Annotated in this window: 11 protein-coding genes; 3 read left to right on the top strand and 8 right to left on the bottom strand. The window is 71.6% G+C overall.

The annotated features are described in order from the left end of the window. Positions 1-44: 44 nt before the first annotated feature. Positions 45-1,940 (bottom strand): molecular chaperone HtpG, encoded by a 1,896-nt coding sequence (htpG, locus tag ACIRSS_RS10740; RefSeq protein WP_400893181.1) that lies wholly within the window; start codon positions 1,938-1,940, stop codon positions 45-47. 154 nt (positions 1,941-2,094) lie between these two features. Here htpG and ACIRSS_RS10735 point away from each other — a divergent pair, with 154 nt between their 5' ends. The 3 genes from ACIRSS_RS10735 (at position 2,095) to ACIRSS_RS10725 (ending at position 5,075) form a co-directional block, all read left to right on the top strand. Further along, complete coding sequence (locus ACIRSS_RS10735) at positions 2,095-3,021, top strand: alpha/beta hydrolase family esterase (RefSeq protein WP_400893179.1); 927 nt, start codon at positions 2,095-2,097, stop codon at positions 3,019-3,021. A 63-nt stretch (positions 3,022-3,084) separates the two neighbouring features. Further along, entirely contained in the window at positions 3,085-3,546 is a 462-nt protein-coding gene (locus ACIRSS_RS10730; protein WP_400893177.1) for an HNH endonuclease, read from the top strand. Between the two features lie 173 nt (positions 3,547-3,719). Continuing rightward, on the top strand, positions 3,720-5,075 hold the full coding sequence (locus ACIRSS_RS10725; protein ID WP_400893175.1) for a protein kinase: 1,356 nt from the start codon (positions 3,720-3,722) through the stop codon (positions 5,073-5,075). Here ACIRSS_RS10725 and ACIRSS_RS10720 read toward each other — a convergent pair. The 7 genes from ACIRSS_RS10720 to ACIRSS_RS10690 all read right to left on the bottom strand — a co-directional run bounded on the left by ACIRSS_RS10720 (position 5,072) and on the right by ACIRSS_RS10690 (position 15,513). Then, on the bottom strand, positions 5,072-6,898 hold the full coding sequence (locus ACIRSS_RS10720) for a glycoside hydrolase family 5 protein (protein WP_400893434.1): 1,827 nt from the start codon (positions 6,896-6,898) through the stop codon (positions 5,072-5,074). The genes ACIRSS_RS10725 and ACIRSS_RS10720 overlap by 4 nt on opposite strands. Positions 6,899-7,004: 106 nt before the next feature. Beyond that, positions 7,005-8,831: an exo-alpha-sialidase gene (locus ACIRSS_RS10715; protein ID WP_400893172.1), complete on the bottom strand. Its 1,827-nt coding sequence runs from the start codon at positions 8,829-8,831 to the stop codon at positions 7,005-7,007. 2 nt (positions 8,832-8,833) lie between these two features. Then, on the bottom strand, positions 8,834-10,795 hold the full coding sequence (locus ACIRSS_RS10710; RefSeq protein ID WP_400893170.1) for a beta-galactosidase: 1,962 nt from the start codon (positions 10,793-10,795) through the stop codon (positions 8,834-8,836). Beyond that, positions 10,795-11,718 (bottom strand): dihydrodipicolinate synthase family protein, encoded by a 924-nt coding sequence (locus ACIRSS_RS10705; protein WP_400893168.1) that lies wholly within the window; start codon positions 11,716-11,718, stop codon positions 10,795-10,797. Before ACIRSS_RS10705 ends, ACIRSS_RS10710 begins: the two co-directional genes overlap by 1 nt. Next, positions 11,718-12,656 (bottom strand): oligopeptide/dipeptide ABC transporter ATP-binding protein, encoded by a 939-nt coding sequence (locus tag ACIRSS_RS10700; protein WP_400893166.1) that lies wholly within the window; start codon positions 12,654-12,656, stop codon positions 11,718-11,720. The genes ACIRSS_RS10705 and ACIRSS_RS10700 overlap by 1 nt, the downstream gene beginning before the upstream one ends. Then, complete coding sequence (locus tag ACIRSS_RS10695) at positions 12,653-14,557, bottom strand: dipeptide/oligopeptide/nickel ABC transporter permease/ATP-binding protein (RefSeq protein WP_400893164.1); 1,905 nt, start codon at positions 14,555-14,557, stop codon at positions 12,653-12,655. Before ACIRSS_RS10695 ends, ACIRSS_RS10700 begins: the two co-directional genes overlap by 4 nt. After that, the gene (locus ACIRSS_RS10690; RefSeq protein ID WP_400893161.1) at positions 14,554-15,513 is read right to left on the bottom strand and encodes an ABC transporter permease; all 960 of its coding nucleotides are present in this window, start codon (positions 15,511-15,513) and stop codon (positions 14,554-14,556) included. The genes ACIRSS_RS10695 and ACIRSS_RS10690 overlap by 4 nt, the downstream gene beginning before the upstream one ends. Positions 15,514-15,518 lie beyond the last annotated feature (5 nt).

The raw sequence follows: 15,518 nt of genomic DNA, 5'->3' as shown, positions 1-15,518 counted from the left end.
GGGGAAACGGGGCCGGCACCCGGTTTCCCCCTCACGACCACGAGTCAGAGCGACTTCTCCAGGCGGCCCGCCAGCAGCTTGATGAACCGCGACGGGTCGGCCAGCTCGCCGCCCTCGGCCAGCAACGCCATGCCGTAGAGCAGCTCGGCCGTCTCGGCCAGCCCCTCGTCCTCCGGCCGCGCCGCGTGGGCCTCCCGCAGCCCCGTCACCAGCCCGTGCTCCGGGTTCAGCTCCAGGATCCGCTTGATCGGCGGCAGTTCCTGCCCCATCGCGCGGTACATCTTCTCGAGCGTCGGGCTCAGATCGTGGGTGTCCCCGACGATGCACGCCGGCGACGTCGTCAGCCGTGACGACAGCCGGACCTCCTTGACGTCCTCGCCCAGCGCCGTGCCCATCCACGTCAGCAGGCTTTCGAAGTCCTTCTTCTGCTGCTCACGCGCGACTTCGGTGGCCTTCTTGTCCTCGTCGGACTCCAGGTCGACCTGGCCCTTGGCGATCGACTGGAACTGCTTGCCGTCGAAGCCCGGGACCGCGTCGACCCACATTTCGTCGATCGGGTCGGTCAGGACCAGCACCTCGTAGCCCTTGGCCCGGAACGCCTCCATGTGCGGCGAGTTCTCGATCGCGGAACGCGACTCGCCGGTCATGAAGTAGATGTGCTCCTGGCCCTCCTTCATCCGCGAGACGTAGTCGCGCAGCGAAGTCGGCTTCTCCGCGTCGTGCGTCGAGGCGAACGACGAGATCTCGAGGATGGCTTCGCGGTTCTCGAAGTCGTCGAGCAGGCCCTCCTTGACCGCCCGGCCGAACTCGCGCCAGAACGTCGCGTACTTCTCGGCGTCGGCGGTCATCATCGTCTTGACCGTCGAGAGGACCTTCTTCACCAGGCGACGGCGGATCAGCTGGATCTGCCGGTCCTGCTGCAGGATCTCCCGCGACACGTTGAGCGAGAGGTCCTGCGCGTCGACGACGCCCTTGACGAACCGCAGGTACTCCGGCACCAGCGACTCGCAGTCGTCCATGATGAAGACGCGCTTCACGTACAGCTGCACGCCGCGCTTGCGCTCGCGCAGGAACAGGTCCATCGGCGCGTGCGAGGGCAGGAACAGCAGCGCCTGGTACTCGAACGTCCCCTCGGCCTGCAGCCGGATCGTCTCCAGGGGGTCCTGCCAGTCGTGGCTGACGTGCTTGTAGAACTCGTGGTACTCGTCTTCGGTGACCTCGCTCGACGAGCGCGCCCAGAGCGCCTTCATCGAGTTGACGGTCTCGAGCTCCGCGTCGTCGCCCTCGCCCTTCATCCGGATGGGCCAGGTGATGAAGTCGGAGTACTTCTTCACGATCTCCCGGATCTTCGCCGGGGACGTGTAGTCGTAGAGGTGGTCCTCGGCGTCCTCGGGCTTGAGGTGCAGGGTCACCGCGGTGCCCTGCGGCGCGTCCTCGACCGGCTCGATCGTGTACGTGCCTTCGCCGGTCGACTCCCAGCGCACGCCCTCGCCGGTGCCGGCCTTGCGCGTCACGAGCGTGACCTTGTCCGCGACCATGAAGCTGGCGTAGAACCCGACGCCGAACTGGCCGATGAGGTCCTGCGACGCGGCGGCGTCCTTGGCCTCCTTCAGCTTGGTCAGGAAGTCGGCGGTGCCGGACTTGGCGATCGTGCCGATGAGGGCGACCACCTCGTCGCGCGTCATGCCGATGCCGTTGTCACGCACCGTCAGCGTCCGCTCGGCCGGGTCCGCCTCGAGCGTGATGTGCAGGTCGGAGGTGTCCGCGCCGAGGTCCTTGTCGCGGTACGACTCCAGCCGCAGCTTGTCGAGCGCATCGGAGGCGTTGGACACGAGCTCCCGCAGGAAGGTGTCCTTGTTCGAGTAGATCGAATGGATCATCAGCTGCAGCAGCTGACGCGCTTCCGACTGGAACTCCAGCGTCTCGATCGGGGTGGTCACTTCCGGTCCTTTCCGGGTGCATCGGCCGTTGGTTGGGTCGATCCTACCGACGGGGTCCGACAGTCCCGGCCGCGCACTTTATGAACGCAATGCAGACGGGCCCGGCGGCCGGGGTGATGCTGGCCACGCCCCGCTGCCGATCAAGGAGGATCGAGTGCCCGGACGCCTTCCCCGGTGGGCCGCCGCGTTCGCCGCGACCGCTGCCCTGACCACCGCCTTCGCCGCTCCCGCCGCCGCGGCGGGCGTCGCCGACCACCCCGTCCGCACCACCGGCTGCGGGCGCGCGGCCCCGGTCCCGGCCGGGGTGACGACCACGGCGCACGTCGTCTCGGGCGGCCTCGACCGCGAGTACACGGTCCACCTGCCGGCGCACTACAACCCGCGCCGCGCGTACCCGCTGGTGCTGTCGTTCCACGGGCACAAGCGCACATCGCAGTACCAGGAGGAGCTGTCGGGCTTCTCGGCGCTCGACGCGATCTCGGTGTACCCGCAGGGCCTGGTCGGCACCGACGGCGAAACGGCCTGGACCGGCGCGCCCTACTCGGCGGCCGCGGACGACGTCCTCTTCACCAGCGACCTGCTGGACTCGCTGCAGCGCGCGCTCTGCGTCGACAACGCCCGGATCTTCGCTGCCGGGAAGTCCAACGGCGGCGGGTTCGTCGGCGTGCTGGCGTGCCGGCTGGCCGGCCGGATCGCGGCGTTCGCCCCGGTGTCGGGCGCGTTCTACCCGCAGGGCGGCGCGTGCGACCCGAGCCGCCGGGTGCCGATCCTCGACTTCCACGGCACGGCCGACACGACGATCCCCTACACCGGCAACCCGGCCAAGGGCCTGCCGGCGATCCCGGACTGGCTGGCGGCGTGGTCCACAAGGGACGGTTGCTTCGCCGGGCCGGTTTCGTGGTCGCCGGTCGACGGCGTGGTCGTGCAGAAGTGGCTGGGCTGCGCGCTCGAGCACTACCGCGTCGAAGGTGCGGGGCACGTGTGGCCGAGCACGAAGCCGAACAACGACTCGGCGACACCCACGGTCATCGACGCCACCCCGGTCATCTGGCGCTTCTTCCGCGCGCATCCGCTGCGCTGAAACACGATTGACGCGGCTCTTTCCCCTCGGCGACGATTTCCGCCGAGAGGAAAGAGGTGCGTTGTGAAGGTGCTCGTCTTGAACGCCGGTTACGAGCCGCTGCAAACGGTTTCGGTGCCGCACGCGATTCGCATGCTGGTGCGGCACGTCGCCGAGATCCACGAGGCCGAAGACGGTCTCGCGTACGGGCTGTTCCCGCGCCCGAAGATCGTGCGGTTGCTGCGGTACGTCGTGATGAAGTGGCGATATACGCAGCCGCCCCGCTGGTCCCGCCGCGGGGTGCTGACGCGCGACGGCCACCGTTGCGCGTACTGCGGCGGCCGCGCGACGACGATCGACCACGTGACGCCGCTGAGCCGCGGCGGCGCGCGGACGTCGTGGCTGAACACGGTGGCGGCGTGCGGCGGGACGTCCCGCAGCTGCAACGCCCGCAAGGCGGACAAGCTGCCGGCCGAGGCGGGCATGAAACTGCGGTTCACCCCGTACGTCCCGACGTGGAACCAGCTGCACGCGCCGAGCGCCTGACGGCGCGGCCTGCCTCCGGGCGGGCCGCGCCCGTCGGCGAGTGCGGCGCGCGGCGGGTTCGGTCGGACACCAGGGTGTGACCCGCGCCCGTCGGCGGGGCCGGCGCCCGGTCGTTAAGCTCGAACCGATCGTCCCCCGGATCCGTGTGTTCCGGGGAAGGCCGGGAGGTCGTCGTGACCGACGAAGGACAGCTGATCGCCGGGCGGTACCGCCTTGCCGAACGGGTCGGCCAAGGCGCGATGGGTGTCGTCTGGCGGGCGCGCGATGAGCGGCTCGACCGCGTCGTCGCCGTCAAGCAGCTGGGCTACGAGCCCGCCATCGGGCAGGCCGCCGGTGAGCAGGCCGCCCAGCGCGCCCTGCGCGAGGCGCGGCTGACCGCGCGCCTGCGGCACCCGCACGCCGTCACCGTGCACGACGTCGTCGAGGACGGCGGCGAGCCCTACCTCGTCATGGAGTACCTGCCCTCGCGCAGCCTCGCCGCGGTCCTGCTCGACCGCGAACGCCTGCCCGCCGACGAGGTCGCGCGCATCGGCGTCCAGGTCTCCTCCGCGCTGGCCGCCGCGCACGCCGAAGGCATCGTGCACCGGGACGTCACGCCCGCCAACGTCCTGCTCGCCGACGGCGGCGTCGCCAAGATCGCCGACTTCGGCATCTCCCGGGCCACCGGCGAGGGCACCGTGACCGGCGGCGGCTTCATCGCGGGCACCCCCGCCTACCTGTCCCCCGAAGTCGCCGGCGGCGGCGAAGCCGGCTTCCCGGCCGACGTCTTCTCCCTCGGCGCGACGCTTTACCGCGCCCTCGAAGGCCGGCCGCCGTTCGGCAACGACGACAACCCGATCGTCCTCCTGCTCCGCGTCGCCCGCGAAGAGCCCATCCCGCCGCAGCACGGCAGCCCGCTCGCCGAGGTCCTCGGCCGGCTCCTGCAGCGCGACCCCGCGCAGCGCCCGTCGATGGCCGAGGTCCAGGAACTGTTCGAGGCCGTCACCGACGGCCGTCCGCTGCCGCCGCCGCGCCCGCGGCCCCGCACCGAAACCCGGCTGCTGCGCGTCCGCCGCCCCCGTCGCCGGGTCGTGCTGGCGAGCGCCGGCGGAGCCGTGCTGCTGGCCCTCGGGGTCGTGATCGGGACGGCGCTCGTCCCGGACGCCACCCCGGTCGCCGCCCCGGCGACCTCCGCGACGACCCCACCGCCGGCGACCACCAGCAGCAGCCCTCCGCCGGACCTGGGCTGCGCCGCCGACTACCAGGTGACGAACTCGTGGCCGGGCGGCTACCAGGTCGAGGTGACGGTCCGCAACGACCGCACCGACGACCTCTCCGGCTGGCGCGTCCGCTGGTCCCTGCCGGGCGGCCACCGCATCACCAATTTGTGGAACGGCACCTTCACCGTCGACGGCGACACCGTCACGGTCGACAACGCGGCCTGGAACGCGAAGCTCGACGCGGGCGGCGCGACGACGTTCGGCTTCACCGCCGTCACCGGCGACGGCGACACGAAGAGCCGCCCGGAACTGACCTGCCGGACCGTCTAGGACCGGCAGAGCAGCGCGTCCGGCGTCCGGCCCGAGCCGATGCGGCCGGTGTAGGCGACGCCGGCGACGTACTCCCCCGGCGCGCACTGGCCCTTGTAGTTGCCCGTCGCGAAGTCGCCGCCGGGGTCGCCGGCCGGCCGGTTGTCGCCGCGGTCGAACCACACCGTGCGGCCGGTGCGGCCCAGTGGCGTCGCGGACCGGCCGCACAGCACGGCCGAGAACGCCGCGCCCTGGACGCTGTACCCGACGACCGCGTGGTCGGGCGGGCACTGCGTCTTCGTGTAGCCGGACGCCCAGTCGGTGTCGACGTAGGTCTCGTCCCGGACGACCACGTACCCGCTCGGGGCGGCGAGCGTCCCGGTGCACAGGCCGCGGTTGCCGGTGTGGGCCAGGCCGGCGAGCCGCTGGCCGTCGGGGCAGACGCCCTTGCGGGCGCCGGAGTTCCAGTCCGGGAGTGCGCGGACCTGGCGCGACTCCTGGAAGTCGGCGTAGTCGAGGTTCAGCATCGACCAGTGCTCCGCCTCCGCGATCGGCCCGGTCCGGGACGGCGCGGAAATCAGCCGCTGCCACGCCGGGCCGCGCCAGTCCGTGCCGTCGAGGACGTCGATGCGCCGGCCCGCGGAGTCGTATTCGAGCAGCGCCCAGCCGTCGCCGGAGCCGTTGGTCTGGAAGCCCACCGCGGGCCAGTAGGCGAAGTCCGTGTCCGTCTCGGCGAGGTAGTTCACGAAGTTTTCGAAGAACGCGCGCGACGCCGGGTCGGTGGTGTTGCGGCCTTCGCCGAACTCGCTGATCCACAGCGGCGCGGTGTAGTGCTTGCCGGTGTCGGCCGAGACGAAGAACGCCTGCCGGTACAGGGTGTCCCGCAGTTCCTGGGGCGAGAGGTCGCGGTAGCGCGGGTCGTGCGTCTCGCCGACGCCGGTCGCGCCGGAGTGGTTGGGCCCGGTGTAGCCGTAGAAGTGCGCCGAATAGACGAGCTTGCCGGAGTCCACGAGCGTGTGCGACAGCGTCCGGGCGGGTTCCAGCGTGGGCCGGCCGTGCGGGAAGCCGTCGATCGGCAGCCCGGTCCAGTTGATGCCTTCGACGAAGATGAGCAGGTCCCGGTTCGCCTCGGTGAGGATGCGGTCGGCGACCTGCTGGCTCGCGCGCTGCCAGTCGGTGCCGTTGCCCCAGCCCCAGTTCGGGTCGTCAAGGGTGTTGCGGCGGACCTCGTTGTACAGGTCGGCACCGACGACGCGCTTGTTCGCGGCGTAGCGGCGCGCCATGAACAGCCAGTCGTCCTGCCACTGCTGCTCGGTCTGGGCGGTGTTCCAGCGTTCGTTGCCGTCGAGCCCGCAGCACCAGCGCGAGGTCGTGGTGTGGTTGTTGAGGATGACGGCGAACCCGCGCGCGGTCAGCCGGTCGACGACGCGGTCGTAGACCTGTAGCGGGGTCAGGCCGTGCAGGTCCGGGTTGGCGGGCAGGTCCGGGACCGGCCGGGTGTCGTGGAGCATCGCGTTGGAGAACTGCAGCCGCACGCTGTTGAGGCCCAGCCGCGCGAGCCCGTCGATCACGGTGTCGATCGACGCGCGGTCCAGCCCGAGCGGCGTCTGGTAGGCGATCTCGCCGGCGTGGTGGTTCGCCGGGTCGTCGACATCGCCGGAGCCGGTCCACGTGCCGCTCGCGCCGTGCCAGTTGGCGGCCTTCAGCTTGAACCGGTCGCCGTGGGCGTCGACGATGTACCGGCCCCGGGTGCTGAGCGGCCCGGTCCAGGACGGCGGATCCGCCGCGGCCACGGGTACCGCCAAGCCGGCGGTGACGAGCAGGACGGTGAGCAGCGCACCCATGATCCTCACGCGAGGAGTCAACCAACTCGCGGGCCGCCGGATAAGGGCCATAAGGAGGTCGTGAGTGAGAAACAGGGTTCTAACCCTGTTTCTCACTCACGACACCTCAGCCGTGGATGCGGTCGAACGGCAGGCGCAGCACCTGGCCCGCGGTCACCGGCGCGTTCCGCAGGCGGATCGCGTCGAGTTCCGACGTCGTCAAGGCCCGGCGGTAGAAGCGGACCTCGTCGAAGCTGCCGTTCCAGCGGAACTGGTTGTCCAGCCGCTGCCCCAGCTGCAGCTGGAACGACACCGTCCGGCTCACCGACCCCGCCGCCGCGGCCCCGGACGCCACCTGGACGCCGTCGACCCACAGCAGCAACTGTCCGCCGGTCCGCTCCAGCGCCACGTGGTGCCACGCCTGGTCGTCGTACGCCTGCGCCGACGTGATCGACGCGCTCCCCGCCGCCGTGGTCATCATCGCGATCAGCCGGTGGTTGGCCGGTTCGCCGCGCAGCCACAGCTGGGGCGCCGTCGTGCCCATCCCGCCGAGCCAGAACAGCACCTGGTTGCCCTTCGTGGCGCCGTAGCGGAACCAGCCGGTCCACGTCAGGTCGCCGTCGCCCGGGGGCTGGGCCGGGTCGTACGGCACGCGGACGTAGTCGTCGACGCCGTCCAGCGTCACCGCGCCGCCGAACCGCCCGGGCGTCACCGGGGCTCCGCCGAGCACCCGCGCGTCGGCGTGGCCGGAAACGTCCGGTGTGGACGGTCCCGCGGAGTTCCGCCACCCCAGATAGGACTCGTCGAAGCGCGCGAAGCGGATCTCGTCCCGCGCGTCGACCGCGCCACCTTCGTACATCAGCCCGATGGTCGAACCGTGGATCTGCACCAGATCCGAGTACCCCGACCAATCCGTCGTGATCCGCGTGCCTTGCTCGGCGTTCTCCCACGTCCGGCCGTTGTCGTAGGACGAGCGGATCATCATCCAGCGCCGCCGGTCGGTGTCCGACGGCGAGGAGAACAGCAGGCGGTTGCCGACGCGCAGCACCGACCCCTGCACCATCGGCGTCACCAGGTCGGGGATGGTGGTGAAGGACCTGGTGAACGTCTCGCCGCCGTCGCGGCTGATCGCGTAGTCGCGGTTGCCGATGTCGGTGCCGCCCTGCTCGCGGCCGCCGGCGTAGATCGAGCCGTCGGCCAGCTCGGCCACGGTGACTTCGGACGGCTTCTGCGTGTACGTCCCGCCGACCGGGTGCGGGTAGCTGTTCACCGCGCCGACGTGCCAGCTGCGCCCGCCGTCGTCGCTGTAGACGAGTCCGGCGTGGTTCTCGATCGAATGCGTCCCGTCACTCGTCTCCGCGTTGACGCCGAACACCAGCCGGCCCGCGTGGCGACCGTGCGTCAGCTGGATTCCGTGCACCGGGCCGGACGCGTACCACGAGTCCCAGTTCGGCAGTTTCGCCTGCGCACTGATGTCGACGGGCGCCGACCAGGTCAGGCCGTCGTCGTCGCTGTACTGCGAGTGCGGCGTGCGCGGGCAGGGGACGTCGCACGCCTTGTCGTCGGTACGCCCCTTGTTGTACGTCGTGATCAGCACGATCCGGCCGGTGCGGCTGTCCACGATGGGCACCGGGTTGCCGTGCGTGTCCCCGCCGCCGCGGTTGACGACCTGCAGCGGCGACCACGTCTTCCCGCCGTCGGTGGAGCGCTTGAGCACGAGGTCGATGTCGCCGGTGTCGCCGCAGTTGTCGATGCGGCCTTCGGCGAACGCCAGGAGCGTGCCGTGGGTGGACTCGACGACCGCCGGGATCCGGAAGCAGCTGTACCCGGGATCCTGCGCGGCTTTGAACAGGACCTGCTGGTCGAACATCGGCGCGGCCTGCGCCGGGCTCACCGCGAGCAGCGTGCTCGCGGCCAGGGCCACCAAAGCGGCCCATCTCCCCAGTGTTCTCATACTCATCCCTTCAGGACGGCGACACCTCGCGGGGCGAGCCGGACCTCGCGCACCGGCCGCGACGGGTCGGTCAGCAGGTCCGGCGCGGCGTGCGGCAGGTCGACGGTGACCGGCTCGGTGCCGTGGTTGAGCAGGATCACGTAAGCGCTTTCCCCGCCGTGCCGGACGACGGCCTGGACACCCGGCGGCGCGGCCAGCACCGGCGTCACCCCGGCTTCGGCCGTGATGCGGCCGAACAGCGGCGCCAGGTCGGGCCGGGTGCCGAGGTACCAGGCGACGCCGTCCCCGAAGGCGTGCCGCGTGATCGCCGGACGCCCGGCCAGCTCTCCGGAAGCGAACGACGCGACGACCTCGGCGCCCTCGGGTTCGATCCACTCGGCCCAGATCGTCCCGGAACCCGTTGTGCCGTCGGCGAAACCGAGATCGACCGGCCCGTCCAGGGGCCAGAACTCGTCGACCCGCAGGCCGAGGATGTCCCGCAGCGGCGCGGGATGGCCGCCCAGGTACGCGCGGTCGCAGCCGTCGACGATCCCCGAGAAGTACGACACCACGAGGTGCCCGCCACCCGCGACGTACGCGCGCAGGTTGTCAGCGGCCGACTGCTCCAGCAGGTACAGGTTCGGGACGACGACCAGCTGGTACGACGTGAGATCCCGCGAAGGGTGGACGACGTCGCAGGTGACGTTGGCGTCGAACAACGGCGCGTAGTGCGCGAGGTGCGTTTCGAGGTACTCCAGCCGAGCCGGGTGCGAGTCGAGTTCGAGACCCCACCAGCTCGGCCAGTCGTGCAGCAGCGCGACGTCGGCGCGCACGCGCGTCCCGGCCAGCTCCGGCACCCGGGCCAGCTCCTGCCCCAAAGCGGCGGCCTCGCGGAACGTCCGGGTGGCGCGGCCGCCGTGCGGGACCATCGCCGAGTGGAACTTTTCGGCGCCGCCACTGGTCTGGCGCCACTGGAAGAACAGGACGGCGTCGGCGCCCTGCGCGATGGCCTGCCAGCTGCCGAGCCGCATCGCCCCGGACGGCTTGGGACTGTTGCGCGGCCGCCAGTTCACCGCGCTGGGCGCCTGTTCGAGCAGCATCCACGGCTGGTCCTTCGTGGACCGGACGAGGTCGTAGGCGAACGCGGCTTCGACGTGGGCGCGCGGGTCGGCGGGGTCGGGGTAGGAGTCGAGACTGACGACGTCCTCGTGCGGCGTCCACGTGTGCCAGTCGAGGGATTTCTGGACCAGGCCGACGAAGTTGGTCGTGATCGGGACGTCCGGCGTGACGCGGCGCAGCACCCGCTGTTCGGTCAGGAAGCAGCCGAGCGCGGCGTCGGAGGAGAACCGGTGGAAGTCGAGCTGCTGCGCGGGGTTCGGGAAGGTCGGGGCGACGCGGGGTGGCAGGATCTCGGCCCAGTCGTCGTAGCGCTGGGCCCAGAAGGTGGTCGTCCACGCCGCGTTGAGCGCCTCGATCGTGCCGTACCGCTGCTCCAGCCAGACGCGGAAGTCCGACGCGGACTCGTCGCAGTAGCAGGCCCGGACGTGGCAGCCGAACTCGTTGCCGACGTGCCACATCGCCAGCGCGGGATGCCCCGCGTACCGCGTCGCCAGCTCCGTGACCAGCCGGGCGGCGTGCGCGAGGTAGACCGGGCTCGACGGGCAGAACTGCTGCCGCGCCCCCGGCGAGAGCCGGACGCCGTCGGCACGCACCGGCAGGACCTCGGGGTGCGCGTGGGTCAGCCACGGCGGCGGCGACGCGGTCATCGTCGCCAGGCAGACGCCGATGCCCGCGCCGGCGAGGCCGTCCATGACCTCGTCGAACCAGCCGAAGTCCCACTCCCCCGGCCGCGGTTCGACGCCGGCCCACGAGTAGATCCCCGCCGTCACCATCGTGACGCCCGCTTCGGCCATCAGCTTCAGGTCGTCCCGGCGGACCTCTTCGGGCCAGTGCTCGGGGTTGTAGTCGGCGCCGTAGCGGAGCATCAGAGCAGACCCGCTTCGGCGAGCTTCTCCTTGATCCGCAGCAGTTCCTCGTCGTCGAGCGGGAGCTGCGGCGGCGCCATGACAGCGTTGTCGATGAACCCGCGCATCTTCATCGCGGCCTTGAAGGCGCCGAGCCCGGCCGAGCCGCGGCCCATCCGGCTCGGCGGCGCGACGGCCGTGATCGAGAACAGCTTCAGCAGGCGTTCCTGCTCGCGGCGGGCCGCGGCGAGGTTGCCGGACTTGAAGTGGTCGTGGATGAGCACGTACCCGACGGGGTCGACGTTGCCGAGGCCCGGGACCGCGCCGTCGGCACCCATCGCCAGGGCCGCGTCCACGACGAGTTCGGAGCCGGTGAACACCGCGAAGGAGTCGAGGCCGCGGTCGCGTTTGCCGAGCAGCACGGCGCGGAACGACGCCTCGTCGCCGCTGGAGTCCTTGAGCCCGGCGAGGACGCCGTCGGCGGCCAGGTCGAGGACCATCGGCCCGTCGAGCTTCGTGTGCACCGCGACCGGGATGTCGTAGGCGACGATCGGCAGCGCCGTCCGTTCGCGCAGCAGCCGGAAGTGCCGGTCGACCTCGGCGACGTGCGTGCGCGTGTAGTACGGCGCGGTGACCACGACGGCGTCGGCCCCGGCGGCCTCGGCCACCTTGATGTGCTCGGCGACCCGCAACGTCGTCATGTCGATACAGCCGACGAGCACCGGGACGCGGCCGGCGACCTGGTCGACCGTCGTTTCGACGACGACGCGCCGCTGGGCGTCGGGCAGGAAGGCGACCTCGCTGGAGGAGCCGAGGACGAAGACGCCGTGCACGCCGGCGTCGAGCTGGAACTCGACGTGGCGCCGCAGCGAGGCGGTGTCCACGCCGAAGTCGTCGGTCAACGGCGTGCACAGCGGCGGGACGATTCCGGCGAACTTCGGCATCAGGCGCTCACTCCGGTGGGGATCTCGGGATGGATGCAGCGGTAGGTGTGGCCGCCCGCGGCCGCGGCGAGCGGCGGCAGCTCCGCCGCGCACTCGTCGGTGGCCTTGGGGCAGCGGGTGCGGAACGGGCAGCCGCTCGGCGGGTTCGTCGCCGACGGCACCGGCCCGGTCAGCACGATCGGCTCGACCGGGTGGAGCAGGCTGGGCGTCGCGGAGAACAACGCCCGCGTGTAGGGGTGGCGAGCCTCGGCCCCGACCGGCGCCTCCTCGACGATCCGGCCCAGGTACATCGTGACGATCCGGTCGCTCATCTTCGACACGGTCTGGATGTCGTGGGAGACGAAGACCATCGCCAGTTCCAGCTGTTCGCGCAGGTCCAGCAGCAGGTTGAGGATCTGGGCGCGGACCGAGACGTCGAGGGCGGACGTCGGCTCGTCGGCGACCAGCAGCGCCGGCCGCAGGGCCAGCGCCCGGGCGATCGCGACGCGCTGGCGCTGCCCGCCCGACAGCTGGCCGGGCACGGCGTCGGCGACACTCGTCGGCAGCCCGACCAGTGACATCAGCTCCCGGACGCGGTCGTCGCGCTCGGCCGGCGTCCCGACGCGGTGCACGTCGAGGGGGTCGCGGATGATCTTGGCGACGGCGAGCCGGCGGTTCAGCGCGGTCGACGGGTCCTGGAAGACCATGCCGACCTCGCGCCCGGAGACGAGCGGCTCCCCGCGGAAGCGCACGGCTCCCGCGGTCGGCCGCTGCAGCCCGACGATCACCTTGGCCAGGGTCGACTTGCCGCAGCCGGACTCGCCGACGACGCCGATCGTCTCGCCCGGGTTCACCACGAGGTGCGCGTCGGTCAGGGCATACACGTGCTGGTGGCCGAACAGGCCGCGGCCGCGGATCTTGTGGACGACGTGGACGCCGTCGACCTCCAGGAGGTTCACGCAGTCGCCTCCTTCTCGCGCGCGATGTCGACCGCCGGGAAGTGGCAGGCGACGAGGTGGTCGACCGGCTCCCCGAACCGGACCGGGGTTTCGTCGTGGCACTTGGCGCGCGCGGCCGGGCAGCGGTCGGCGAACCGGCAGCCGGCCGGGAACTCGGCCGGGGCCGGCACGACGCCCTTGATCTGGGTCAGCCGGGCCTCGTTCTCCTCCAGCGACAGGACCGCGCTGAGCAGGCCGCGCGTGTAGTGGTGCCGCGGCGAGCCGACGACCTCGGCGGTGGCGCCCAGCTCGGCCACCTGGCCGCCGTACATGACGACGACGCGGTCGGCGATCTCGGAAACCAGCGCCAGGTCGTGCGAGACGAGGATGAGCGCGAACCCGAGCTCCTCCTGCAGCCGCAGCAGCAGCGCCATGATCTGCGCCTGCACGGTGACGTCGAGGGCGGTGGTCGGCTCGTCGGCGACGATCAGCTTCGGGTCCCGCGAGAGCGCCATCGCGATCAGCACCCGCTGGCGCTGCCCGCCGGACAGCTCGTGCGGGTACGCCCGCAGGGTGCGGTCCGGGTCGAGGTTGACCAGCTCCAGGAGTTCGACCGGAGTGCGGGTGCCGCCGCGGCGGGTGAACTGCTTGAGCTGGGCGCGGATGGTCATCGCCGGGTTGAGCGAGCTCAGCGCGTCCTGGTAGATCATCGCGATGTCGTGCCCGAGGTGCCTCCGTCGTTCACCGGGGCGCAAAGCGAGCAGGTCGCGCTGGGCGAAGCGGATCTGCCCGGACACCCGGGCGGTCGGGGGCTGCAGGCCGAGGATCGACAGCGCGGTCAGCGTCTTGCCGCAGCCGGACTCGCCGATCAGGCCGAGGACCTCCCCGGCGCGGACGCTGAAGGACACGCCGTCGACGACGTCGACGCCTTCGTGGCGGCCCGGGAAGGAGATCGCCAGCCGGTCGACCTCCAGGACCGTGTCCCGGTGGTCGAGTGACCGGGCCGTGCGGGCCAGCCGCTCCCCCGCCTCCCGCAGCCCGGCGATCGGCAGCACGGGCGCGGTGTCGGCGTCGTCGCGAGCCTCGACGGCCTTCGCGACTTCGGCCGCCTTGACCGCGCGGGCCGACGGCGCCGCCCAGGCGTCCGAGATCCGCTCGGACAGGATGTTCAACGCCAGCACCGTGACCAGGATCAGCAGGCCGGGGAACAGCGTCGCCCACCAGCCGCCGGTCAGGACCAGGTCCTTGCCGTCGGCCAGCACCGAGCCCCACGACGGGTCCGGCGGCTGGATGCCGGCGCCGATGAACGACAGCGACGCCTCGAAGACGATCGCGTCGGCCACCGTGACCGTGCAGTAGACGAGCACCGGCGCGGCGCAGTTGATGGCGACGTGCCGGGTCAGCACGAAGAACCGCTTCGCGCCGATGACGCGTTCGGCGGCGACGTAGTCCTCGCCGTACTGGGCCAGGACGTTCGCCCGGATCACCCGCGCCACCGGGGGCGTGTTGAGGAACCCGATGGCCAGGATCAGCACCAGGATGCCGTGGCCGAACACCGCGACCAGCACCGCGGCCAAGGCGATGCCCGGGAACGCCATGATGACGTCCAGGACGCGCATGATCACCGCGTCCACCCGGCGGTGCGAGGTCGCGGCGAACGCCCCGATCACCGCCCCCGACACGAGCGCGAGCGCCACCGCCCCCAGGCCGATGGCGAGCGACCAGCGCGTGCCGGCGACGAGCCGGGAGAAGATGTCCCGGCCCGAGGTGTCCGTGCCGAACCAGTGCGACCCGCTGGGGCCGCCGGTGTCGGTGCTCAGCGCGTCCGGGTTGTGCGTCGCGACCAGCGTGCCGAGCACGGCGACCAGGAGCAGCACGCCGAGGATCGCGAGCGCGGGCCAAGCCGCGCGCAGCCGCTTCACGCGTGGCTCCGCAGGCGCGGGTTCGCGATCAGGTACAGCACGTCGACGATCAAGTTGACCAGGACGAACCCGATCGCGATCGTGATCACGAAGCCCTGCACCTTGGCCGTGTCGCCGTCGGTGACGGCCTGGATCATGTTCTGCCCCATCCCCGGCAGCGCGAACATCGTCTCGATGACGACCGCGCCGCCCAGCAGGTAGCCGACCCGCAGGCCGAGCACGGTCAGCGGCGTGACCAGCGCGTTGCGCAGCACGTTGCGCCCGACCACGACCACCGGCGGCAGGCCGCCGCCGCGCGCGGTGCGGACGTAGTCCTTGTCCAGCTCCTCGACCATCGAGGTCCGGATCACCCGGGTCAGCTGCGCGGCCACCGGCAGCGCCAGGGACACCGCGGGCAGCGTCAGCGAGTTCAGCCAGCCGCCGAAGGAGTCGGCCGGGCTGACGTACCCGCTGGTCGGGAACAGGCCCTGGCCGACCGCGAGCCACTGGACCAGCAGCAGCGCCACCCAGAACGCCGGCGCGGCCACCCCGGCCAGGGTGACCACGCGGATCAGCTTGTCCGGCCAGCGGTCGCGGAACAGCGCCGACGTCACGCCGAGCACCAGCGCTGTCACCAACGCGATGACCAGGCCGAGCAGGGTCAGCTGGACGGTCAGCGGCAGTGCGGTGGCGATCGTGTCGCCGACCGGCTGCTTGGTGATCACGCTGGTGCCGAAGTCGCCCTGGACCAGGTGCCAGACGAAGTGGACGTACTGCAGCGGCAGCGGGTCCAGCAGCCCGTTCTCGAGCCGGAACCGCTGGAGCTGCTCGGCGGTGGCGTTCGCGCCGTCGAACGCGGCGAGCGCCGGGTCGGTCGGGGCGAACCGCATCACGATGAACACGAACAGGATCACGCCGAGCAGCAGCGGGATCAGGGCGAGGATGCGGCTGAGCAGCATCCGCACGACGACGGCCACGGGTG

It is taken from the genome of Amycolatopsis sp. NPDC101161, from assembly GCF_044768185.1.
Classification (GTDB): Bacteria; Actinomycetota; Actinomycetes; order Mycobacteriales; family Pseudonocardiaceae; genus Amycolatopsis.
Note: the sequence above shows the minus strand (reverse complement) of the source record. Positions and strands in the feature narration are given on the sequence as shown.

Coding starts and splice junctions, on each gene's coding strand:
- ACIRSS_RS10720 (WP_400893434.1), bottom strand. CDS start 6,898: ATGGGTGCGCTGCTCACCGTCCTGCTCGTCACCGCCGGCTTGGCGGTA.
- ACIRSS_RS10715 (WP_400893172.1), bottom strand. CDS start 8,831: ATGAGAACACTGGGGAGATGGGCCGCTTTGGTGGCCCTGGCCGCGAGC.
- ACIRSS_RS10710 (WP_400893170.1), bottom strand. CDS start 10,795: ATGCTCCGCTACGGCGCCGACTACAACCCCGAGCACTGGCCCGAAGAG.
- ACIRSS_RS10705 (WP_400893168.1), bottom strand. CDS start 11,718: ATGCCGAAGTTCGCCGGAATCGTCCCGCCGCTGTGCACGCCGTTGACC.